This window comes from Treponema primitia ZAS-1, assembly GCF_000297095.1.
Classification (GTDB): Bacteria; Spirochaetota; Spirochaetia; order Treponematales; family Breznakiellaceae; genus Termitinema; species Termitinema primitia_A.
In genome coordinates this window covers 1-23,077 of sequence record NZ_AEEA01000042.1, presented here as the reverse complement: position 1 = coordinate 23,077, position 23,077 = coordinate 1, and the positions used below count along the sequence as shown (strand labels likewise).

The 23,077-nt window shown below is 42.8% G+C and carries 27 protein-coding genes and 1 tRNA gene; 3 read left to right on the top strand and 25 right to left on the bottom strand.

From position 1 onward, the window contains the following. Positions 1-2: 2 nt before the first annotated feature. The 23 genes from TPRIMZ1_RS0107085 to TPRIMZ1_RS0106970 all read right to left on the bottom strand — a co-directional run bounded on the left by TPRIMZ1_RS0107085 (position 3) and on the right by TPRIMZ1_RS0106970 (position 18,329). Positions 3-188 (bottom strand): hypothetical protein, encoded by a 186-nt coding sequence (locus TPRIMZ1_RS0107085; RefSeq protein WP_010256932.1) that lies wholly within the window; start codon positions 186-188, stop codon positions 3-5. A 294-nt stretch (positions 189-482) separates the two neighbouring features. After that, positions 483-2,312 carry a hypothetical protein gene (locus TPRIMZ1_RS0107080; RefSeq protein ID WP_010256929.1) on the bottom strand — a complete coding sequence of 610 codons (1,830 nt, stop codon included), beginning with the start codon at positions 2,310-2,312 and terminating at the stop codon, positions 483-485. A gap of 16 nt (positions 2,313-2,328) precedes the next feature. Further along, on the bottom strand, positions 2,329-3,315 hold the full coding sequence (locus TPRIMZ1_RS0107075; protein WP_010256927.1) for a hypothetical protein: 987 nt from the start codon (positions 3,313-3,315) through the stop codon (positions 2,329-2,331). Then, the gene (locus TPRIMZ1_RS0107070) at positions 3,312-3,917 is read right to left on the bottom strand and encodes a hypothetical protein (RefSeq protein WP_010256924.1); all 606 of its coding nucleotides are present in this window, start codon (positions 3,915-3,917) and stop codon (positions 3,312-3,314) included. Before TPRIMZ1_RS0107070 ends, TPRIMZ1_RS0107075 begins: the two co-directional genes overlap by 4 nt. Positions 3,918-3,992: 75 nt before the next feature. Further along, entirely contained in the window at positions 3,993-4,520 is a 528-nt protein-coding gene (locus tag TPRIMZ1_RS0107065) for a hypothetical protein (RefSeq protein ID WP_010256921.1), read from the bottom strand. 55 nt (positions 4,521-4,575) lie between these two features. Then, entirely contained in the window at positions 4,576-4,752 is a 177-nt protein-coding gene (locus TPRIMZ1_RS20460; RefSeq protein ID WP_157784191.1) for a hypothetical protein, read from the bottom strand. A gap of 197 nt (positions 4,753-4,949) precedes the next feature. After that, on the bottom strand, positions 4,950-5,330 hold the full coding sequence (locus TPRIMZ1_RS0107055; RefSeq protein WP_010256918.1) for a hypothetical protein: 381 nt from the start codon (positions 5,328-5,330) through the stop codon (positions 4,950-4,952). Between the two features lie 103 nt (positions 5,331-5,433). Further along, positions 5,434-5,805, bottom strand: coding sequence for a hypothetical protein (locus tag TPRIMZ1_RS0107050; RefSeq protein WP_010256915.1), 372 nt, complete (start codon positions 5,803-5,805; stop codon positions 5,434-5,436). A gap of 12 nt (positions 5,806-5,817) precedes the next feature. Beyond that, on the bottom strand, positions 5,818-6,447 hold the full coding sequence (locus tag TPRIMZ1_RS18610) for a hypothetical protein (protein ID WP_010256912.1): 630 nt from the start codon (positions 6,445-6,447) through the stop codon (positions 5,818-5,820). 118 nt (positions 6,448-6,565) lie between these two features. Continuing rightward, positions 6,566-7,591 carry an ATP-binding protein gene (locus TPRIMZ1_RS18605; RefSeq protein ID WP_010256909.1) on the bottom strand — a complete coding sequence of 342 codons (1,026 nt, stop codon included), beginning with the start codon at positions 7,589-7,591 and terminating at the stop codon, positions 6,566-6,568. A gap of 68 nt (positions 7,592-7,659) precedes the next feature. After that, positions 7,660-8,730 (bottom strand): AAA family ATPase, encoded by a 1,071-nt coding sequence (locus TPRIMZ1_RS18600; protein ID WP_157784190.1) that lies wholly within the window; start codon positions 8,728-8,730, stop codon positions 7,660-7,662. Positions 8,731-8,935: 205 nt separating this feature from the next. Beyond that, on the bottom strand, positions 8,936-9,814 hold the full coding sequence (locus tag TPRIMZ1_RS0107030) for a PD-(D/E)XK nuclease family protein (RefSeq protein ID WP_010256903.1): 879 nt from the start codon (positions 9,812-9,814) through the stop codon (positions 8,936-8,938). Positions 9,815-9,824: 10 nt separating this feature from the next. Then, a complete protein-coding gene (locus TPRIMZ1_RS0107025) occupies positions 9,825-10,289 on the bottom strand; it encodes a hypothetical protein (protein ID WP_010256899.1) in 465 nt (154 codons plus the stop codon). A gap of 31 nt (positions 10,290-10,320) precedes the next feature. Next, positions 10,321-10,572 (bottom strand): hypothetical protein, encoded by a 252-nt coding sequence (locus TPRIMZ1_RS0107020; RefSeq protein WP_010256896.1) that lies wholly within the window; start codon positions 10,570-10,572, stop codon positions 10,321-10,323. Between the two features lie 78 nt (positions 10,573-10,650). Continuing rightward, the gene (locus TPRIMZ1_RS0107015; protein WP_010256894.1) at positions 10,651-11,604 is read right to left on the bottom strand and encodes a DUF932 domain-containing protein; all 954 of its coding nucleotides are present in this window, start codon (positions 11,602-11,604) and stop codon (positions 10,651-10,653) included. A gap of 88 nt (positions 11,605-11,692) precedes the next feature. Beyond that, entirely contained in the window at positions 11,693-12,085 is a 393-nt protein-coding gene (locus TPRIMZ1_RS0107010; RefSeq protein ID WP_010256893.1) for a single-stranded DNA-binding protein, read from the bottom strand. A gap of 571 nt (positions 12,086-12,656) precedes the next feature. Then, entirely contained in the window at positions 12,657-13,916 is a 1,260-nt protein-coding gene (locus TPRIMZ1_RS0107005) for a hypothetical protein (protein WP_010256891.1), read from the bottom strand. Between the two features lie 93 nt (positions 13,917-14,009). Then, positions 14,010-14,198: a hypothetical protein gene (locus tag TPRIMZ1_RS0107000; protein WP_010256890.1), complete on the bottom strand. Its 189-nt coding sequence runs from the start codon at positions 14,196-14,198 to the stop codon at positions 14,010-14,012. Next, complete coding sequence (locus TPRIMZ1_RS0106995; RefSeq protein ID WP_026043582.1) at positions 14,188-14,451, bottom strand: helix-turn-helix transcriptional regulator; 264 nt, start codon at positions 14,449-14,451, stop codon at positions 14,188-14,190. The genes TPRIMZ1_RS0107000 and TPRIMZ1_RS0106995 overlap by 11 nt, the downstream gene beginning before the upstream one ends. Positions 14,452-15,042: 591 nt before the next feature. After that, positions 15,043-15,975: a ParB/RepB/Spo0J family partition protein gene (locus TPRIMZ1_RS0106985; RefSeq protein WP_010256886.1), complete on the bottom strand. Its 933-nt coding sequence runs from the start codon at positions 15,973-15,975 to the stop codon at positions 15,043-15,045. Continuing rightward, positions 15,975-16,745: a ParA family protein gene (locus tag TPRIMZ1_RS0106980; protein ID WP_010256883.1), complete on the bottom strand. Its 771-nt coding sequence runs from the start codon at positions 16,743-16,745 to the stop codon at positions 15,975-15,977. Before TPRIMZ1_RS0106980 ends, TPRIMZ1_RS0106985 begins: the two co-directional genes overlap by 1 nt. Next, positions 16,742-18,145, bottom strand: a complete 1,404-nt coding sequence (locus TPRIMZ1_RS0106975; protein WP_026043581.1) for a tyrosine-type recombinase/integrase — start codon at positions 18,143-18,145, stop codon at positions 16,742-16,744. The genes TPRIMZ1_RS0106980 and TPRIMZ1_RS0106975 overlap by 4 nt, the downstream gene beginning before the upstream one ends. A 113-nt stretch (positions 18,146-18,258) precedes the next feature. Beyond that, positions 18,259-18,329 (bottom strand) — tRNA-Gln (locus tag TPRIMZ1_RS0106970). 155 nt (positions 18,330-18,484) lie between these two features. Here TPRIMZ1_RS0106970 and TPRIMZ1_RS0106965 point away from each other — a divergent pair. The 3 genes from TPRIMZ1_RS0106965 to TPRIMZ1_RS0106955 are packed head-to-tail and all read left to right on the top strand — an operon-like array spanning position 18,485 to position 20,845. Next, positions 18,485-19,456 carry a radical SAM protein gene (locus TPRIMZ1_RS0106965; RefSeq protein ID WP_026043580.1) on the top strand — a complete coding sequence of 324 codons (972 nt, stop codon included), beginning with the start codon at positions 18,485-18,487 and terminating at the stop codon, positions 19,454-19,456. A gap of 26 nt (positions 19,457-19,482) precedes the next feature. Next, positions 19,483-19,767 (top strand): DUF4491 family protein, encoded by a 285-nt coding sequence (locus TPRIMZ1_RS0106960; RefSeq protein WP_010256873.1) that lies wholly within the window; start codon positions 19,483-19,485, stop codon positions 19,765-19,767. Between the two features lie 58 nt (positions 19,768-19,825). Then, a complete protein-coding gene (locus TPRIMZ1_RS0106955; protein ID WP_010256871.1) occupies positions 19,826-20,845 on the top strand; it encodes a DUF362 domain-containing protein in 1,020 nt (339 codons plus the stop codon). Between the two features lie 283 nt (positions 20,846-21,128). On the opposite strand, the gene TPRIMZ1_RS0106950 is transcribed toward TPRIMZ1_RS0106955, so the two are convergent. Continuing rightward, positions 21,129-21,776 carry a hypothetical protein gene (locus tag TPRIMZ1_RS0106950; protein ID WP_010256867.1) on the bottom strand — a complete coding sequence of 216 codons (648 nt, stop codon included), beginning with the start codon at positions 21,774-21,776 and terminating at the stop codon, positions 21,129-21,131. A gap of 328 nt (positions 21,777-22,104) precedes the next feature. Next, positions 22,105-22,746: a CatB-related O-acetyltransferase gene (locus TPRIMZ1_RS0106945; RefSeq protein ID WP_010256864.1), complete on the bottom strand. Its 642-nt coding sequence runs from the start codon at positions 22,744-22,746 to the stop codon at positions 22,105-22,107. Positions 22,747-23,077: the final 331 nt, after the last annotated feature.

The window sequence follows — 23,077 nt, the reverse complement described above, 5'->3', positions numbered from 1 at the left end:
TTTTATTTACTACTTTTTATAACAGCGACAATTTTATATGAAACGGCACCATCATCTATATGCGTATACTTAAACATCTGCCTTGCTTCCCACATATTATCCGCAGTTACCATTGTTGACTTGATCCCCATTATTATCGGTGGTTTCCCTGTGCGAATAGTTTGATATTTTACGTTGAATGTTGCCATATCAGTCCTTTCTTGAAACTATTTTTTAATAAATATATGATGCCTTCGAGGGCTTGCATGACATGATTTTAATTCCTCTTGACTTTTATTCTGTGTATTAAATGAACCAGGGCAATATTTACAAATATAGTGAGCGGGTTGTTGGGTGACAACAAATTTAACCCATTGATGGATACCACCGCTTTTTGAACAATGATTAGAATGGGAAACCGGGTATGAACCGGTTGTATCTGTTGTCTGCCTACAATTTCTACAAATCCATCGTTGCATTTTTTGCAGCTCCTTATACTTATTTTAAGCTTCCTTTGGGTATGCAAAATAAAAATCTGTTTTATCATGCAACTCTGCTAGAATCGAATCATCGCTGGACATCGGATATCCGTTTTCAGAGTACCACTGTTCAAGAATAATCGACATATTATCTTGTAAGTTGGTAACTGATTCAACTGTAAGACTTTTTCTGAATTCTTCCTTGATATTAGCCGGAAAATCAGAAATAACCTTGATAAATTCAGATGATTCAATTAAAACTTCAATTGCGCTCTCAAGCTTTTTCTGATTTATTTCATTCTCGTTACCTTTAAGATTAAGGATATTGAAAGAGGTCTTGGAAGATATTTCCACTATCATGCCCATTGCTTTTACTTTTATTTTGTTGAAATCTATAATTTTAACTGAAACCAAATCAGCCTGTTCCTTGAAATAATCAGACCATCTCGCATTATTTTGGCGTTTTTGTATTGAAAACAAATCAAATTGCTGCATTTCGGTAAACATTTCATTCAAGGTATCGACTAGATATTGTGTAATATCGGTGTTTTGACTCCACTCTAGCCGTTTTTTTAGATTGGCTGTCTTATCATAAGCAACAAGTTCATTAAATTTTGTTTTGTATTTCAAAGTAAAATAATCGACAAAGCGATTAAACCCGGACATCAAATCCTTTTCCCGGCTTTCAATGTATTGCTTATCGGCCTCTGCATCATCCTCTATCCATGGTATAACGTTATTTTTACCGATACGGTCGAGAAGAATATCGTATTGGACTTTATTTTTTTCCCATTTGCAATAAATACGGCTAAGGAGTATACCATTTAGGCTGATATTGTAATCTTCGTTTACCAGGCGGCGTAAAATGGCCTTTGCATTTTTTTGCTCGCCTAGGGAGATGTAATTTAAAACTGCGATTTGAAGCACGTCAAAGTTATCTCCGGCAAGGCGAATAGCGCGGTCAAGCAATTTTCTTATCTCCTCGCCATCCTTTGCCTTGTCAAGCAGGACAATATGTTCAAGGGCGCAGGATGCGGCGATAACGTCTTCCCGCATGAGCTCTACATAGATTGTGTCAAATTTTTGATAATCTTCAAGGGCTTTTGCTTTATATGCGGCGGATATATCCTCTCTCTGCTCGTATTTCTTTGCCACCTCTTTTGCTGCATTGCCCTTATAATACCAGAATGGCGGAAATGCCTGGAAAATTTGCTTTTGGGTGTCAAGCCGTTCATAACGGCGCATCGGGTCTGGATCTAAAAGGATTGTGTTATATTGTCGTATTTGCTTTTCAGTAAGGCGATAACGATCATCAAAGTTATATTTATCGGAAAGACGCCACGCACAGGCAAACAATTCCCGTTGTAAAGCTGAGAATTGTTCAATAGCCGCCCTTTGAAGTTCCCACTTGGCCCTTTCTTCAGCAAGACCTGCTTCGCTTTTTGTTTTACGATAAGACATATAGCCAATACCGATTTGGCTCGCAATACCAATCGCCGCTGTTATCGGATTCCCTCCGGCAATGATGACACTTAAATTAGGTACCGCCGACCATATAGCATTTTTCAGTTTTGCCTGATATTCCTTTTCAATAAACTTCTTATCTCCTTCCTGTATTTTGAAGAAGGTAATTGTGTCAAGGATTTGCTTTAGAACAGAAAGTAAAACTTCATCATGAATAATATTTTGAATATTGAGGTTATTCAAAATTGCATCGTATTCCTGCTCAAGGATATAGATGTCGTTATAATCGACAATTTGTGAAACCGATACCGTACACAAATTCAATGCATAGGCCGCTTCAAGTTTTTGTCTGTCGGTAAATGTTTTTTCCAATGTATTTTCATTGCTCATAAGTCTTTATCCCCCATTAGTATCCACTGTTTAATTCAAGCTCCAATACAATTGGAACATGATCTGAAATTTGTTTTCGATGATTTTCTAAATCGTTATGGTAATATTTCTTAACGGAATTGATACGAGCAATCTTCAAAGGAATATCAACCAAATTTAACATATCATAGCTAAAATGGTCATAGTCATTGGCAAAATTCTCATCATTATCTGCACTGCTTTGCAAGCGACCACCATGGATGGCTTTTTTTACATGCTTTTTAAGAAAATTAAAGTGAACTTTTTCAGATTGTGAATCGGTGATATTCCTTTTTAATGTGGTTTTTTCTTCCTGTTCTGTAATCATCATTTGATTTGTACTATTTAACCCTGATTCACTACACCATGCTATCGGCATATTGTAATCACCTAAAAGGATCGTATAAGCAGGCATATTGTCGCCATATCTTTTTTTGTTTATCCGGTTATATACTTCTTCCGTGACAAGCGCGTATTCCTTCATTCTGGCCGCTTTATCTTCGGCAGGACTGCACAAATGCACATTTATCAAACGTATTTCAAAAAAACTTCCTCCGGGTAATCCGGCAGGAGTAAAACGTCCATAATACGGATTGCGTACTAATGCACCGTTTTTTATCTGTTCAAATATCTGCGGGCCATTTCTAGAACATTCCCGTACACGCTTGGTATTCCAAAGAAACGCATAGCCCTTTGCAGTATTTGCCGTACTTCTGACATTTTGTGAAATCTGCTGTTCGTTTGTGTTATCACCGTCATTAAAAAATTCGAGTTCACTTTTATTGCTTCTTGGCGATGCCTGGCTTCCCTCCCAATATAGGGGAAGTCGGCGCAATAGCATGGTAAGTGCTTCCGGACGTAAAACTTCCTGGAGGGCTATGATATCAAACTGCTCTGATACAATAATATTGGTAATGACATCAAGGTCTTTTTGAGTTTTCCCTGAAAAATTTAGCATATTAAAAGAACCGATGCGGTAACTCATATTTCCCCTGTGAAATCAGTGATAGCTTGTTCACAAAATATTTTAACCAGATACTTTTGCTGATTCTCAAATATTTTATCGTTATTAATTTTTCCATTGATTAAGAAAGCTGATCCTGCTGCCACCATTGCTGCAGCGCCAAAAAGAGCTGCTCCGCCGATAGCCCCGGCTATTTTTAATCCCGCTGGCAGCTTATTGATTTTACCCCCGATATTACTCAGTCCTTTTTTTATTGAATTTTCGGGAGTTGTATTGCCAAATAATTTAGCGAGTTCTGAAAGTTCTGCTTCACTCCATTTTCTTTTTTCTGTATATAGTAAAGCATTATTTCCATCCCAGCCATATTTCATACCGAATTCATCATAGCGCCATTGAATCTTATCAAAAAGAATGTCATTTATTTTCCCGGCAAAAATAAACATCGCGCCATCTTCCCTTGCCGTGCCAAGAAGTTCATATTTTAAATTCTCACCTTCATATTCCGATTTTGTTTGTATATTTACAGTGTATGTGCCTGTTTCATTTAAAGCCGATTCCAACAATTTTGCCAAGGAAGCATTCACATCTGCCTTGTCATATATGATATAAATTATTTTGCCCATGCCGTTTTCCTCCTTAGCATAATCAACAAAAAAGTGTGATCATACCCGATGTGGGTATGATCATTTAATCCTTACTCACTCTCTGCAAAGCACCTTCTGGTCAGCCTCTAATAACAGAACATTCACATCATAAATGTCATAAATCTGGTTATCCAAACAAAACATAATGGCCAAATCAAAAATAGAACTGGCATTAAGGACAAATCCCGCGCTGCTAAGCAGATTCTCCATTTCGGACATGGAAAGCTTAAGCGATAAGCCAAGGGCAATGACGGTATTTTTAACCGGATGATAATACCTGTTCCCAATGATTTTTGAATAAAGCCTTCGGTCAATCCAAGCTCCCTCATACAATTGAGCCGGGGTAAGCCCTTTTTCCTCCCGCAGTTTGTCCAGCAAAACCGCGAAAGTTTGGGGGCTTCTCCGCTTTTTAATATAACCGCCCATTTCACTTGACAGTTTATCCAAGGATGGCATTATTCCCTGCTTATGAGTATCGTTAGGGTAAGGTTTGAAGTCATTTGCAAGAGGATAATTACCCCGTAATACATAATGTCCCTTAATATACGCTTTTAGTCCTTGGACCATTGCATCATTAATCATTCGTTCCTCCATAGTAGCGGGTGTTTTGGGAGTATTTGTCCCTTTCGAGGCGACATTACTTTTTTAGTAAAGTATTATTTATCAAGCCAACCGGTTCAAATTCAGCCTTAATCTCTGCTTCCTTATTTTCATCTGACTTAGCTTGCGCAGATTTTTCCATCAAGATTTCTGTTTGTTTAAGACTTATTTCAACTGCCAATTCATTCATGTAATGCTCATTTTCTTGTGTCATATATTCTCCCTGATAATCAGTATAACACTGCTTTATTGATCTTTTGTCGCAATCACGGCGACACGCAATTAATACAATATATATTAATAATGCATGGATAAATCCGATAAATCAAATAAACCCCATAATGACAGCATACAAAATACGATGAAACAGTTTTAAACTTGAAACTGCTTCATCGTTTGAAAACAGTAATTTTATGCAGTTTCTTTTAGATCTTCAAGTTCTTCCCTCTTAAAGAAATGGAAACAATCAAGGCATAGAAACGTCTTTTCAGACGATATATCCTTTTTTGACTGTCCGAAACGCACCCCGACCGATGCTCCGCTAAAAGCGCCAAGCAGAAACATACTGGCAATTCTCTTTTTATCCCGAAATCCCATGAATGATATGAAGCCGGTAATAATTCCGCCCAAAAGACCTCCTATGCTTGCACATAATATAGATTTTTTATTCAACGCAATTATATTCGCTGATCCACAATGCGGACAGGGATACCGTTGCGATTGATATTGATCCCCTTGATATTCAGGCGGCGGCAGTTCCTCCCTCCATTCTTCTTCACATTCGTCAGCCATATTCGCCTCCTAGTTAAAATTAGCCGCCCCCATGCGGAGGCGGCGTGATAGTTGATGACAATACGGGGTACTAACCCATATAGATTGAAAACATTGTCCATAGTTACAGTATTTCGTTGTCAGGGTCTATTGCCTGTGTCATGTGGATTATAGATTTCTCTCCATCATCTTTCTTGACAGTAACAATAATTGAGAGAAAATCCTCTTTAACCAAAGGACCTTTAAGCACGATAAACGGAATGTAATACCGGTCTTCGGATGGTTTTTCGGTTTCCCCTTTCATGGTTAGGTTGGCTTTCACGAGGCTTAACAGATTGTCAATCCGGTGTTCCAGACTAACCCCCAGCGATAACAGAAAAGGAGAAGGGGTAAGATTTTTCAGTAATGTCGGGTCGATTTTCACCGGCATTCCGATTCCTTCTTTTTCTGCTTTTTCATTGATGTTTATCACGGTCCGGCTTTTCATTTGCTGCATAGATGCTCCTGCTTAACCCGCAAGGTCCAGCGGCGCAAAAACCGCATAGGTCCGTTTCGGGTCATCCTGCCGTTTCAGGATGAGCTTCCTGCGTTTCCCCTTAGCCGGGCTGACCTGGGTATAAACCGCCCATTCCGTTTTCGGGAGATCCTCAAGGAACCGCATATTAACAATTTCCCCGGTCATCCGGGAAAACGTGCTGAACGCTACGGTCATTTTTTTGGTCATGTCGAGGTTCTTCCCCATGCCGGTGTTTTTCAGGCTGATGGTTCCTTTCTTAACCGTTTTTCCCGGGAGTATCTGCGTCCAGTTCGGGAAGATGATGTTTTTCACCGGGTCCTTAAGCTCAATGGTTTTCTTGGTGATAACCGGTTTGTAGTCCCCGCTTACAATCTTCCGGTTGATTTCGGCAACATGCAGCCTATTTCCGTCAATGGCAATGAGCCTGCTCCCCGTCTTGGTTGGCTCTATGTGGAGAACCGAAGTAAAGGGATGCTCGTCATCGTATTTTAGGGCTTTAAGGACAAAAAGTATTTGTTCAAACTCATCCCTGTTTTCGGATCGGGCGAACACGATAGCAGCTTTTTTCATTCTTTCGGAAAAAACGCTTTTAGATAATTTTTCTTTGAGAGATTTGTACATACTGTACCTCCTGTAAAATAAATTGTTGTGAGATAAAGAAACCGGAACCGCCGCAATACAGGGTATGCCTGAATCGGACGGCTCCGGTTATATAGAAATCCGGAAAGGAAGTCAGGGATTAGGCAGCACGGGTGCTTTCTTGTTTTGTTTTCCGTTTGGCAAGTTCATCGGCCAGGAACCCCTTGAGGTCTCCCAGGTCCCTGATACCCGCCTCATCCAGTTTGATAGTCTGGATGATTCCTCGGGCTTCCTCTTTTTCCCCTTCGGTAAAATAGGCTGACCCGGATTCTGAAACAGTGGTAATAAGTTGCCCGATTTCCTGAACAATACTTTTGCCACGATCCTTTACGCTGCCGGCCGTTGACGGTTCCGCAGGGAGCTTGGAAGGAACCGCTTTGGGGGGTTCGGTCTTAACCTTCCCGGTTTTAGCGGGTTTCGTCTCCGGTGCAGGAGCCGCAGTACCGCTTGAAAGCCAATCATATAGGGCAACACCGAAAGCCTCTCCCGGCTTGTCAATGCTTTCATCCTGAAACTTGCCGGTACGGTCCTTGGTTACGGTCGCCTGATGCTTCTGGTTTAACTCCATGAGCAGGTCAAACTCGTATTCAATCCCCTTGCCCTGTTCCGGCGCCAAGCCCATCTTTTCCGGCGCAACCTTCCCGCCCTTTCCTTCCCCGATTACCCATTCGGTCTTGCTCCGCATGGTAGCAATGATGTGTCCGGGGAAATTGAGGATGGCGTCGATAAACCGCTTTTGTTTCGGGTTTACTTTCGCCCAGGGTGAAAAAGTGTTTTTGCTAACACTGCTTTGGGCGATACGGTCTACCTCATCGGTCAGTTCCCGCCACGCATGGGAGAGGGAATCAATCACCAGTACCCTGTATCCTGCCTTGACACATTCGTTCATTGCGGCGATGTAGTGGTCAACGGTTTTCTCGCTGAGGTCGTCAACGTCAAAGGGAATCCGGTCGGCGTATTTGGACGCTGACCGGGCTTCGGTGTCAATGACCGCAAAGGGAACGCCCATCGTATCGGCAATCCCTTTCGCCATCCGTAAGGCCGTCATGGTTTTTCCGGAACCTGACGGGCCGAATAACGCGCACCGCAAATAGAGTTGGGTACGCTCCGCTTTCTTAAAAGCCATTTTGCTTCTCCTTCGCCCTTACTATGTAAGGGTCTTTATTGTTTTTTGATGATAAGAACTGCAAACAATTAATCCTCGTCATAGTTCCCATCAGCAAGATACCCCTTCTTGGCAGGAGTAAAGATAATTTTTTCCACGCAGTCATCCGTCTTTTCGTCTCCCGTAGGCCAATTGATTTCCTCTGTGAGAATAAGAGAACCATTGTCAGTACCCGTCCATTGCGCCTTAGATGGATTGATAAAAGCATCACCTTGGCAAAAGTCTTTTTTGTTAAACCAGCACAGCCTTAACCGCTTTGCCGATATGTTGAGATAATCAAAACCTGCCTCGATCCTTCCCGATTTGAAATAGATTTTGAAATCAAAAGGCGAATGAGTCCGGCCATCAATATTAAGAATACGCCGTACGTCTTCTAAGGTGCAGTTATACGTGTTCAATTCAAAGATGATTGAGCGCAGCATATCATAAGAAAAGTCAGGGGTTTTTGCTCCAAGATTACAAATATCAGAAATTTTGTCATAATACTCGGGTGAAAGGCTGTCCTTGCAATACTCGGTAATCTCGGCTATGGTGAGCCGGTTTGATTTGAAGTGGTAATGTATCCTCCCCGGACGGTTTACAAGATACTCGGAAAGATTGCGTGTGTCATTACAGGTAAGCAGAAACAGTTTCTTTGCTGCAAGGGTTGAGTCAAACATATTAAGCAGGCTGTCCTGACCTTCCATATCATTTTGATCTGTCTTCGTTTGAAGCGTATAATTTTTCTCAAACTCATCCAGAACAATCACGCAGGGCTGGTGGATAGTGTCGATAAATGATGCGATATTTCCAAGGTTTTCTTTGACAAGAATAACCGGAAATCCGTTTTTGAGCGCTTCGCTGCTGATTTTCTTGACCGTAAGACTTTTCCCAAGTCCTTTGGGGCCGGAAATCAACACCCCAAGATTTCCTTCGGTTTTACCAAAGGAATGCAGGACCCGCCCGGTTATTTTTTCAACATTGCCATACACTTTTTGGGTGATGTTAAAATTATTGTCTATTTCTCCCAGACTGTAGCCTTTTTCCTTGTCAAAGCATAATTCATAGATTTTAGCCGGAAGGTTATCCAGTACCGAAATAGCGTTACCGGCAAATACCATATAATTCCGTTCGTTCTTTATCACCAGATTTTTCATTGGTTCCTCCAAAGGGATTTTTTCTCCCGATAGGGTAATCGGAAGTAGAAATTGAGACTAAGCCCAATTGTTAGTTTGATAGTGCGGCTATAAAGCCGTACCGTAATAAATCAAGCGCCGACCGGGGAACATAGAATGTTTTCCCTTCAAGTAATTCTCCTTCCCCCTGTTACGCTGCCGCCTTGATATCCGGGACATTAACGCAATCCTGATAGTAATTGCAGAACTCACAGCATAGACAGTAGGACTGACATTTCACCGATTCACCGGGACGTATTTCAACAGAGTGGCCTTTTCCCAGTTCGGCTGCCATAGCCTCTGCCGTTTCTTTGTCATCCAAAACACGCACCGCCGTTTTCCTTCCCTCCTTCTTGACGGCATATTTGGTCGGCTTATCCCACCGTTCATCAGGAGTACAGGGAGGAATGTCGTTATCCCCAAGTTCCTGACCCCGTACATATTCCCGGATCTTGTTTTTAATAAGGTTTTCAATCTTGAGAATATTCAGGAAGCTAACGCCAAACTCATAGACGTATACCGGGTTTTTGGGATATTGATAATCACGGGATGCATCGGTTTTGCTGTGGTCTTTCAGTAAGGCGATAAACCGGCATTGCTTAACCATAAATCCGTTTCTGGCAAGGAGCCAGGAATATATCATTCCCTGCTTGTACCAATCGTCAAAATCACCAACCTTAATTTTCCAGATCGATGCGGTTTTATAATCGTAAATAATACCGTTCTGCATGTCGTAGTTGTCGATTCGGCCTGTTACGGTAATATCGCCTACGGGGTAGCTTATTTCCTGTTCGGTAAAGTCATGCTCCCCTTCCTGTTCTAGAAGGGAGTGAACCGCCGTACCCCAGATAGCCCATACCCGATCTGAAACATCATCCTCTAAATGCTCCCAATGGCGATCGGTAAGGATAATTTGTTTTACCCCCTGTAAAAGTGTCGTAGCCGAAATACACCCCGGCTGATTGTGCCGTTCCGTGGAAACTGCTTTTACCAGCCCCTCCGGAAGTTTCAATTTATTTGTGATAATCATCTATTGCCTCCTATGCGGTTTCTTCATTCTCATCTGCATCCAGGTAACCGAGTTCCACCATGTCTTCCCGGGTCATATCCCAGCTATCATCACGGATCACTTCACCCTGCCGGCCTTCAAAAACACCCCTGAAACCAATGCCGCCTTCGCTGTATTCAAGCGTAAAGGATAAAGCGGTGTACTTTTTGGTAAGGGCTTTCAGTATCGGGATCGGGGGAGACCAGGCAGTTTCAAACCAGACTGAGATAGAACCGTCATCATCTTCAATATCGCACTCTGAGATATTCCCGTTTGTACCCCAATGGTCATACTGTTTTTCATACCAGTCTTCACCCGGTTCCCCTAAAGGAACTATCTTTTCAAAGTCCAAGGTTTTTCGTTTATACTCGTTCTCTGAAAAACAGTCAGACAGAAACGTATCCACATCTTTTCTATCACCTTCCGCTTTTAAGCGGTTTTCACACCAGTTCGGCATATTAAAACCTCCTATAATATTAGCAACTGGCTTATAGCTTTGCTGAGCCTTTTCCATCACATCCGTTTTTATCTGCGTCACCCTTCTTTCTGAAATCGTCCAGTAACCCGATATAGTCAAAATCTTCAAGTTCGCTGAGTAGGCCATCAAAATCTTCTGACGGCCCGAGCATGTCCGCAATCGCATGAATAGCCATTGAATCTACGCCGTAGTCATCCGCAAGATTATTGAGGTAATCATCTCGGTCCTTATAACCGTGTGATGTATCATTTGGTTCTCTCATGCCATTACTTCCGTTACTTGCATTAAAATAAGCCGCCCATACGGACGGCTTTTGAGATGGTGAGAATAGATTTGAGAATTATGCCGCAAGCTCCAGGATGATTTCCTGCGCCTGATTCATAATGGCGTCTCCGTCAAGGAACATAGCCATCTTGCTGTCCGCATAAGTCGCGGTTCTCCGTTTGGGTTCCGCATTAGAACGGTAATCGGCGATGGCGTTGTAAGCGCCCCACGCCGTCCCCTTGAAGTTTTGCAGGTCATCCTTCTGCTTGAAAAGGCTTTTGATGAGCTCCTTCACTTCATTGTTGGAGTTAAGCTGCCTTTTGGACATTTCCCTTGAAACCGGGAACAACTTGTCCAGCACCTTGGTAAGATTGACCTTCTTTCCGGCGAGCATGGACGCAAATTCTTCAAGATCGTGGAAATACTTTGACGCCGCTCCCATCGTCCGTAACGCTTCTTCTTTCCGCTGTTCCATGATGGACAGATGGCGGATTGAGATTTTGCGGTTGGCCGTATGGAGAGCCGCCGAAAGGGTATTGTTACACACAACCCTTATTCCGGTCAAAAAGACCTGTAAACAAGCAGACCCGTCATGGGAATTGGACAGACAAAGGTAGGGCTGATATTCATCGCCCATGATGCGGCCTTTCGGCATATTCACCAGCATAAATACCCGCCGTCCGTTAAAAAGCGATCCGGCCGTTTCGTAGGTGCATTTTACCTTACCATTACCGATAAGCTCGTCGGCAAAGGCAAACACATCCTTGTTCTGCGCTATGCAATACCGCTCTGAAACAATGCCCAATACTTCTTTGGTATCGCTCCGCACATTGGCGACATAACTCGGAATGGGAGCCGCCCAGTTACCCGCAGCAAATACCGGTGTCTGGTCAACTGTCCACTCCAATTTAGCTGCCTTGATGGCTTCCTTAGAAGTAAGCACCCCATCCAGTACCGCGCCGATCCCATGCCAGGGAACCTCTCCCTGTCCTGAAAACATCCAATCGTTTTCCATTAAACCTGATGCCATGATAAAACCTCCACTTAATAAAATTGGGCTGCCTGATTATTAGACAGCCCCTTCATACGGATTACACGAAACAGTGAACGTGATAGAACTAGAATCCGGCGACAAGTTTTTCATCCTCATCGCTCGTCTCCTCCGCGCTGTCTTCGTTACGCTTGAACTCCGGTCTGAACTCAAGATGCTCCGCAACGATAACGATTTTAGATTGTGTCTTACCCTGACCGTCATTCCACCGGTCCTGTTTAAGCCGCCCGACAACCCGGACGCCCCGTCCTTTATGCCCCAAGTTGTTGGCCTGTTCCGCGAGCTTCCCCCAGGTTTCCACCGTGAAGTAACTGACTTCTTTCTCCATTTCAGCACCCTGTTTGAAGAAACGATTTGACGCGAAATCGAACTTGCAAACCGAGGTTCCTTTGGTGGTGCTACGAAGATCCGGGTCCCTAACCAGGTTGCCTTCGATGATAATCGAATTGATGCTGTTCATTGCTAATGCTCTCCTTGCAAATTAAAATAAGGCCGCCAAATACAGGCGGCCTATATACAATATGACAATATATATTTGAAGGATGGATTGATGGGAATTATTGATTCAGGCTGGAATAGTATCAATAAAATAAATCATTTCACGTATGCCCGGAAGCGTTTAGTATACGTATTTTGTAGTCGAGTTTATTAGATATTTTTTTGTAGTTAACATCCTCAACATCACCAGTTGCCTACCGGATGGAGATAGCCAGGAAGTTGGCCCGGTCATTCACCTTAGCAAGGATTTTGGGAGCTAGTGTCGGCTATTTTTAGGGCAATTTTGGTAAATCTGGGGTAATTCCCTCACCAATCCACCACCATCAAGGGTGCCCCATAAAATCACATTCCGATGCAAAATAAAGGGGGTGTCTGGTGGTGGTGGTGGTAGATACATTGACGAATCATAAATGTCAAAAGAGAGCTGCTTCAGGTGAAGAATAGAGCCCCAACCGTTTCCTGCATAAATAACATAAAAAACCCGGGCACATCATAATTGTTGCCCGGGCAAAGGTAATAGAACTAATAGTGTACTATATCTTTTTTGTCTCTGAATCAACCGGCATAACACATTCTATGATATCCCAAGTCTTTCCGTTTGCCATGCGTACTTTCCCATCTTTTTTTAATTTCCGGAGGGCATTTTTGACCGATTCCTCACTCTTTACTCCCCCAGGGGCAAGCGTATTCCATAGGACTTTAAAATCAATGTTTCGCTTTTCACCGATGATTTCTAAGATTCGATCCGGTATGTTCGAGTCATCACTTTTCACATGAACAGAAGAACTATCATTAGAAAGCTCAAAATATGCACTATTTTCACCTGTGGATACCTTATTCAATAAAGCAATATGTTTCCCATCTATCGAATATCTATTTTTTAGATGCTCCAAACAATAGGTATTATTGCCTAAATCTGAAAGAAAGACCGATTCGTCCAACCAATAAGAGAAGGCATTGTTCCCAGCGAGTTCACCTTTTTTGTTAGTCTCAGTGATCAAAAGCAACGACTTGTTAGTTTCAATTGCAGGATAAAAAACCTTTTCGAGGTTTTCTTCCGTCATCTGTGGTATTCCGCCTACAAGGTCACCAATTTTATCAATTATAATAAGATCGCAATCAGCAAACTCAGGCGCATGAATGATAAGATTATACAACCAAAGATTGTTGATATGTTCCCCGATTTTTAATCCAACTTCCTTCATTGATTTTTTCCGGTTTGTTTCAATTTTTGCAGCATCAGAATGTGCATATTCTGCTTCTCCTTTCGAGTTGCTCTCATTTTCTGCAAACTTATGCACACCCTTTAATATCGATCGTAATTGTGGTCCGTTTAATATCGTCATCTTGGGAAACGCCTCACATGCATTGAAGCGAACCATTTGAGCACCGGTACGATCATCGAATGCAAGATAAAGTACATTTCTAAAATATAAAGCAACTTGCAATGCCAAAAAAGTTTTACCTACTCCGCTATCTGCCGCGAGACTCATCATTGAAAGCTTACGAAAAAACATATCAAAAAGCGCGTACGGTTGATTCGCGAGATTTCTTTGCTTCAGTATATCTATAGAATCGTACAGTACTTTATTTAATTCAGCAGGAAAACTGTCTTTCTTAGTCTTTTCAACGATGTGCTCCGGAGTAAACGAAGTACGATTTTGTGCCCTCAGTGCTTTATGCTTCCTTATGGCAATCACTATCCGAATGAGCTTTTCAATGGCAGTTATACTACCTACTATAAGCGCACCAAAAACGGCGCCTTGTATTTTATTTTTATTAATATCGTTCATATTTATTTTCTCCTAAAAAGATATCAGCATCGGCTGTTGAAGAATTTCGGAAGGTGAGAATATTCTCACCTTCCGAATACGGTTCGAATAAAATCATTTCCCTGATTTTAGGTCAGGCTGCAAGGTTATCCCCTGGCTCATGTTGATCAGAGTGGGTTCACCCCCGCGCATTACGATTTCAAAACCGGAACGACCATAATCGGGGGCAGCCACCAAAAATTTTTTCAAAAAAGGTTTAATTGCGTAAAATAAGGCATCGGCCTTTGGATCGTCAAATATCATTTGACTCCTCCCTTAGCGTGGACGGTGAAGTATTTTTATACGCCACATCAGCTTTGGAAATTTCTACACTAGCGGCATTTTCCAATGCTTGCAGGGCGCTCACCGGGCACAAAATTTTTCGCCCGAGGCGAAAACATTGCGAGAAGGGAGCGATCCCGGCTTTCATTCCACGGATCGCCGTGGAACGACTCACTGAAAGTGCGGCACATAATTCACACATGGTGATAAATTTTGGGACAGTTATATTTATCATAATTTTCCCCAAACATGAAATATTCAAATGTTTGAAGCAAGAAGTGTTGAGATGGAAAAAATATTTTAGAAAAATTTAATAGCATCAAACGACCGCCCCAAACATTATTTTTTAGATCCGGGCTTACCTTTTACTTTGCCGGTTCTTTGCACCTATCAACGATAGGATGCTCAGGAATATTCCTGTAAATCTTTGTTTGAGTACGACCGACGGTTACGGAAGTAGCTTTGTATAATGTAGCAGTTTTGAGCGTTGGCTAAATGATTTTCAAAAAACTAATTTCGTTATGCCCTAAAACCGTTGGCACACAACCAGAATTTAAAAATCAAAAATCACCGCTAGTAGCACTAAATAGTCACAAAAACCTCCATATTTAGACTATATAAAAAAAAGGAAAAAATCAAGCGATTTTTGCAAAAAATATTAAATATTTTATAATAGTGTCTCATAATAGCGATAAACAGCCGGGAAAGTATTCCCCCCTGCTTATTTTTTGTTTTGATAGGTATCAAGGTATAAATCTCGCTTGGGCAGAACCCGGCCGGCGCCAGCATATAGCTGAGGGACCCGGAGGCCATAACAACCGTTATGTCACCCTATTTTTTCGGCTTGTTTCTTGTCATACTTATATCCTTTGCTAACAAACCCACTATGGTCAACTTCATGCTGTTTGGACTGTTCCAAGAGCCATGTATAAAATTCCCAGAGAGCGAGATCATCCCATTTATCCTCTACCTTATCCAAGATATATTGATGGAGACGTTCTTTAGCAACTGTAGCCGCCGTACGAGACGGAGAAGATAAAATTTCTGGAATGGCGTCTACGAGCGTCTCTTTTTTTGCTGGGCAGCTTTCTTTCAAAGCCTTGGCCTTTTTGCGTAATTCTTTTTGGGTGATTTCTCCCTTGCCCCTTTTTTTCAATAGTTTGGCCCGTTCGGATTTATCCGGTATACCCTTGGTTTCAATTATATCCTGGATACTCCCGGCGCCGGGAGTATCCAAGTAGTCCAAGAGAGCTTTGTCGTTCTTAATTTCGTTTATACCAACAAACAAGTTATTAACAAACTTCTCGCTTTTCCCTATGAGATCGGCTATTTGTTTATGGGTAAACGCTTGGTCCCTTAAAGAAACCATCGCATTATAAAGTTCCTTTTGGCTCAGATCGACCCGCTGGACATTCTCGACCAGTTGGATGACGGCGCGATTTTCCGCATTAGAGATAATACACCGAATACTGTGGAACCGTTCTGGCTCGGCTTGATATAGCCACAGGTAAGCCTTAAACCGCCTATGTCCAGTTTTCACAATATACAGGTCCCCGTCAGCATAGACCGTTATCGGCTGCAATAGGCTATGCCGCCGTATACTTTCGGCAAGTTCCTCAATTCCAGTGTAATCTTTACGGACATTTTCCCGGATCACAATGTCCCCAATGGGAATATCCTTAACCATAACGTTCACCGAGTGGCTGTCCTGGGTGCCGTTCCGTGATAGGACTTCCTTCAACATTCCCGCCTTAGCCATTAGATTGCCTCCTTTATGGAAATGCCTAAGATACTTTGGATAAGGTTCTTTACTTCCTCATAGCCATTCTGTGTTTCGGCCTTGGATGAAAGCCGGTAATTCCGCTTATTGATGTACTTACGGTAGACGCTGCTCCGCGAAATATGATTTGAATTAATGAACGGCCTGAAAACTTCGTTTTTCAGAAACATATTGGTTATCTGATTCCGATAGGTCTCTTGATTGTCGTTGAGGGGCTTCTCAAACTGATTGAAAATAACATGGATGTCGAGGTCATCCAGTTCCAAATCGGCCAATTTTTCAAACTGGTATTTCAAGGCTTGATAACTGAAAATATCCTGCTGAACAGGAACCAGAAGCACATCGCTTGCCGTGAGGACATTTCCGATGATGTTATCGTAGGTAGGCGAGGTGTCGATGATACAAAAATCATAGCCTAGCCCCTGCAATGCCCGCTTGAGCCGTTTGAGACTGTCTGTGCTCCTAAACTCATTGAGCCGAACATCGCCACGAATCAGATTAAGATTATCCTGAATCCTGATAATGCAATCCTGTACCTTCGCCCCCAAAAAAAGGTCAAAGATAGTCCGTCCCTGAGTTATGTCCAATCCGACAGAATCGTCCAGATAGAAGGAAAGCGAATTATTGCTTGCATCTGCGTCAATTACCAGACACTTATACCCAGCGCCGATTAATGCTTTGACAAAAAGGACAGACAGGGTGGATTTCCCAGTCCCGCCTTTGATTGAGTTTATTGCTATGGTTTTCATACATTACCGCCTGTTGCTTCCTGGGTCTTGCCCTGCTCCATAGAGAGATCCGGTAAAAGCCCGCCGAATACTTCACCCGTAATAACCGCCACATCGGAAAGGTCACTTTCAAGGGCGTGTCCTGAATAACCCTTAAAGACGGATTCGGTCTTATGCCCTGTGGCAAGCATGACCTTCCGGGCTTCGAGTTTATCCGTCATACGGGAAGCGTAAAAATGCCGCCAAGAATGGAAGACCACATTTCGTTTGGCCCAATACTCCGTAACTTCCTTTTTCTTTTCTGTGGTGGGATTTTCTCCGGCACGAAGCTTAAAGAGCATCCGTTTTAGTTCAAATGCCGGAGAATACGAACCGCACGGGCGTTCTTTTTTCTCACCGAAAAAGACATAGCCATTGCCATGTGGATTAAACCGGGCAAAGTTCAGCATTGCATCCCGGATTGCGGGGATTATGGGAACACTACGAGGCTCATCAGTTTTGGTGGATTTTAAACCGTCAATCGCAGAAAAGGAACTTTCGATGGTAAGGTATTCCTCCCCGATGTCTTCCATCCGCAGGGCCAAAATCTCCCCTATCCGCAAACCGGTGGTCATGGCGACAAGATTTATCAGCATGGAACGCTTGTCTTTCCAGTCCAGTTTGAACAGATCCTCCGCCTCTTTCGGCGAGAGGACGCCACGCTTTTTAGCCTTGGTTGAATAGCCTGTCAAACCGATGGTCGGATCGTTAGGAATAAGCTCATTTGCAAAGGCCCAACGCAGGGCGGTAACCCCGACTAACATAATTTGCCGCAGTGTTATCGGGGATAATTTGTCATGCTTCTTGGCAATCGCAATGGAAAAATCCTTGAGGTTTTGCCTGGTTACTTCGCCGATCCTTTTCCCTTTAAAATTAGGCACCCAATAGAGGACTACCCGTTCAGAACTAGTGCGGGCATAGGCTTTCCCAAGGTTAATTCCATGGGAGCGCTTATCGGCGATATAGGGAGAACGGTCGTAATCCCAAAAGCGTTTAAGGTAGTCTTCTAAAGTTTCTGCTTCTTTGAAGCCCTTTTTGACGATGGCTTCAACTAAGCCTTTTTCTTTCAGGATTTTTTCAATCTTGAGGACATCCTGAGCGGTGAGGTCCAGACGCTTCAGTCCCAAGAATAGCTGGTTGGAACTAATCAAGGCATCCAAGGGACGGCGGGATTGGCTCTCGTGTTCCGCTTGCCGTTGAGGAACGCCCTCTTTGAGCCATCCGGCAATGACAATAAGGGCATCATCACGGTTGTCCTTGCCGGTAGAGATGGCTGTTAGCCGTTTTTGGTAGCGGGGTCGGTAAATTGAACGTAAAAGATACGTTCCCGGGTGTGCAGATAATACTGACGCATCAACAACTCCTTCGGAGCCAAGGGGCAAAAATCTTGCTCATACCCTTTGCTCACAGTTAGAAAGAAATTAATTGAACGCCAGTTTTCTGGTGGTTCGAAAAGATGCAATAATTCCTTATATTACAAAGAATTACCACATTTTTCCCCAGGGAGGATTCGAACCCCCACGAGCAGATCCAGAGTCTACCGTGCTACCATTACACAACCGGGGAATGTGCTCCAACCACCAAAGGTCATTGAAACCTAACTAATCTGAATAATATAAATTAGACGTTTTTTTGTCAAGTGCGGCCTCAGATATTGACGCCTATGCAGCGGTCTCATGGTATTCAGCGGGGAGGGAACTTTGTGATATACTTTTTCCACTATGCTGACCCCAATCAGACTGTTCCATGGCGGAGTCATGGTCAATTACCGGTGCAATGCGGCGTGCCGGCATTGCCTTTACAGTTGCTCACCAACTAGACAGGCAGGATACATGGATGCGGATACTGCCCGGAAAGTTGCCGCCCTGCTTGTAAAAGGATGTGCCAACTCGGTACACATAGGCGGCGGTGAACCCTTCCTCAACTTTGATGGTCTGCTTGCGGTCAGCCATGAACTTCATCATGCGGGTATACAAATAGATTACATCGAGACCAACGCCTTTTGGGCGCAGGATAAAAATGCGGAAGCGATGCTCAAGTCCATGAGGAAAAAAGATATCCATACCCTCTGTATTTCTATCGATCCCTTTCATGCCGAGTATGTGCCGTACAGTCTCCCCCTAAAACTGGCTGAGCTTTGCAGAGAAAATGGCATGGACTATTTCCTCTGGAAGGAATCGTTCCTCTCCAGCCTTACCAGAATGGATTCAAAAACATCCCATACGCGACAGGAAATTGAGCAGAGTCTTTCAAAAAACTATATAGCCGAAACGGCGCAGCTCTACGGTATCAGCCTAGGCGGCCGAGCGGTCAATATAGAGGAGGAATACACGCCTCTCCACCCTGCGGAAGAACTATTGGACGAAAAACCCTGCCGCAACCTGACCAATACGGGCCACTTTCATGTGGATCTTCAAGAGTTTTTTATACCCCCCCAATGTACCGGTATCCGGTTACCCCTAACCGAAGTAGTGGAAGGTCTTGATGAAGAAAAGTATCCGGTATTCAGCACCCTCTATCACCAAGGGATTGCCGCATTATTTGCCCTTGCAAAACAACAGGGTTTTATCGCTGCGGGATCCGGTTACCCCTCGGCCTGTAACCTTTGTTTTCATATCCGTGCTTTTCTTGCGGATAAGGGTTTCCCTGAACTAGATACGGATCATTACCGGGAGAGCCTCAAGTACTATTAAAAACGGTGAGAACACAAGGAGATGAAATGTCGTTCCATGGATTAATAATTGGCGCCGCCGCATTTATACTAATTGGATTATTCCACCCGATTATTATTCATGCCGAATACCATTTTGGGGTAAAGGCGTGGCCGGCTTTCCTATTATTTGGAATAGTATTTTCTGTTATATCATTGCTCATAAAAAATAGTATTCTCAGCTCAATAATAGGAATTATTGCTTTTTGCAGTTTCTGGAGTATCAAAGAATTATTCGAACAACACAAAAGGGTTGCCCGGGGGTGGTTCCCCAAAAAACCCACGGGTGTGTAAAACTGTTACAGTGGCAGAAAGACGATTTATCTGATAAAATATATTAAGGAGTATTAATATGGATATAAAGAGCTCACTCAAAAAATATCTCATCCTTGCTGCGCTTTGTTTTTGCGGTTTGACCGCCTGTTCAAGCCGGGGCGCCCAACTGGCAGTCCATACTGAATCCACTAAATCCCAGCCGGTGGTAAGTGCCGGAGCAGGCGGTATACCCAAGGTTTACATGACCACCGATATAAGCCCGGCCGGACTAGCGGCAATGTATGAAGCCCTGGGACGCAGGGTAAGCGGCAAGGTGGCGGTAAAAATCAGTACCGGTGAACCCGGGGGGCATCATTTCCTTGCGCCGGATCTTATTAAAGATCTGGTTCATTCGGTGAATGGTACCATCGTTGAAAGCAATACCGCCTATGGCGGACGGCGCGCAAGTACGGCCTTACACAGGGTGGTAGTCCAGGAGCACGGCTTTACCGCCATAGCCCCGGTGGACATTTTGGATGAAGACGGTTCCGCCAGTCTGCCCTTTGCACGGGGGAAAAATATCACCGAAGATTTTGTCGGTTCCCATTTTACCAATTACGATTCTGTCCTCGTGCTTTCCCACTTTAAGGGCCATCCCATGGGCGGGTTCGGCGGCGCCATTAAAAATATTTCCATAGGCATCGCTTCTACCATGGGCAAAGCCTGGATCCACAGCGGAGGAACAAGTAAAACCAATGCCTGGGGCAACAATAAACAGGACGCATTTCTTGAATCCATGGCCGAAGCAGCCGGCGCCGTTATGTACAGCCTAGGAGATAATATCATGTATATCAGCGTGATGAATCACCTGTCAGTTGACTGTGATTGCAGCAGTAATCCGGCCCCACCCGAAATGGACGATATTGGCATCCTAGCTTCCCTTGATCCCGTTGCGTTGGACAAAGCCTGTGTTGACCAGGTGTATGCCTCGGATACCAAACGAAGTGCATCCCTGCGTCAACGCATTGAATCCAGAAACGGTATGCATACCCTCGACCACGCGGAAGCCCTTGGGCTGGGCAGCCAGAAATATGAACTGGTAAGTATCGACGGGTAACCCCCCTATGGACCCAATTAGGTTACCGGGAACGCACTAAAATTACGTATGGGGTCCTGCCAGCCGGAAGAAATATCAGGACCCCCCAAAGGGTCCCCCCGATATTTCTTCCACTGTCACCCCCGATAACGTTAGTGTGAGTGCGTTCCCGAGCCGTTTAGGGGTCCATAGGGGCCTCTGTTTCGCTTAATGGAGTGTGGATCTCCTGCGTGGGCATTTCGTATGGTGAAGTTATAGTGAACGGTAACCGATACGCCTACTGACGGCGAATCGGTTGCAGACCTTATACGAAGTTGGGCTTGTTTTTATACTTTTTTATATGTTCATTTACCATATTTTTTGTTTCTGAATATTCATTATATATTTCCCTTTCCTTGAAATAATGATTTAAGAAAAATAACCATATAAATAAAGGCGCCAATAATGATCGGCGTGGTGCTATTTTTGTATTTTGTTTTATTTCCTCATTTAGTTCGTATTTTATTTCCAATAAATTTGTATATAATTCTTTTGTTTCATTAAAATATTCTTTATTTTTGCTATAATAGTTTAAATAATATTCATTAAATTCTTTCCAAAAATATTCATCCTTTGGATACAATGTTATAATACTTTTTAATGTTATTATATTTGGCTCATTAATTTCTAAAATTTCATAATACCATATTTTTCTTTTAAATATTATTTTTTCAAGATAGATATTTTTTTCTGAAAGATATATTTTCCCGTAATAATTTATAAATATATATATCATTACATAAATTAATGGTACTAATACAATTATATAATATTTTATATTCACAACATCATTATGTTTTACTCCATCAATAATACTTATAATAAATACTATTATAAGGAGTGTAACAAATGCCAGTGAAAAGAGCGTTTTTATTCCACCGTCGTTTTTATACATTTTCATTTCAATATTCATTGTATCTTATTTTTCTGATAATAGCAAGCCTAATTTCAAACAACGGAGTTACGCCCCTATGGACCCGATTAGGTTACCGGGAACGCACTAAAACTATGTATGGGGTCCTGCCAGCTGGAGCAAATATCAGGACCCCCCAAAGGGTCCCCCCGATATTTGTTCCACTGTCACCCCCGATAACGTTAGTGTGAGTGCGTTCCCGAGCCGTTTAGGGGTCCATAGGGGCCTTTGTTTTGCTTAATGGAGTGTAGCGGAATGACCTAAGGGAGACCGAGAAGAAACGCATACAGACCTTGTGAAGCTTGGGATGCCTTTTACCAATTATTTTTTATTTTACAATCTTCTTCAATTCTTCTTTTACATATTCTAAATTGCTATTGTGTAATATTGGTATCAATTTATTTATTTCCTTTACCGATAAATCCCACCATTTTAATTTTACCATTATTTCTATTAATTCATCATCAAACCTTTTCCGAATAAGCTTTGCCGGATTTCCGGCTATTATTGAATATGGTTCTATATTGCTTCCCACAACACTTTGGGCTCCAATCATTACTCCATCTCCAATTTTAACGCCGGGTAATATTATTGAGTTTTGTCCTATCCATACATCATTTCCAATTATTGTATCCCCTTTAAATGGTAGTTTTTCCAGTGAAGGGGCATTTTCATTCCATTTTTCAAAAATGTAAAACGGGAAAGTTGAAACACAGTCCATTTGATGGTTTGCCCCGTTCATAATAAATTCAACACCTGCAGCTATTTGGCAAAATTTTCCGATAATTAATTTGTCATTATAAAATTCATAAAAATGGGTTACATGACTTTCAAAATCAATATCACTAAAATAGGTAAAATCACCTACAATTATATTTTTGTTTTTGATTGTCGGTTTTATATAAACAACTGTTTTTATATTTGGAACAGGAAATATTGCGTTAGGATCGGGTAATATATTATTTTCCATAATATTCTCCAAGAAATATTTATATAATATTCTTTAAGTTTTGTCAACGGGCGGAGTTACACCCCTATGGACCCAATTAGGTTACCGGGAACGCACTAAAACTATGTATGGGGTCCTGCCAGCTGGAACAAATATCAGGACCCCCCAAAGGGTCCCCCCGATATTTGCTCCACTGTCACCCCCGATAACTTAATGTAAGTGCGTTCCCGAGCCGCTTAAGGGGTCCATAGGGGCCTTTGTTTTGCTTAATGGAGTGTATCTCTCCCGCGTAGTCATTTCGTATGACGCAGTTAGGGCAAACGGAGTGGAGCTCTCTCGCGTAGCCATTTCG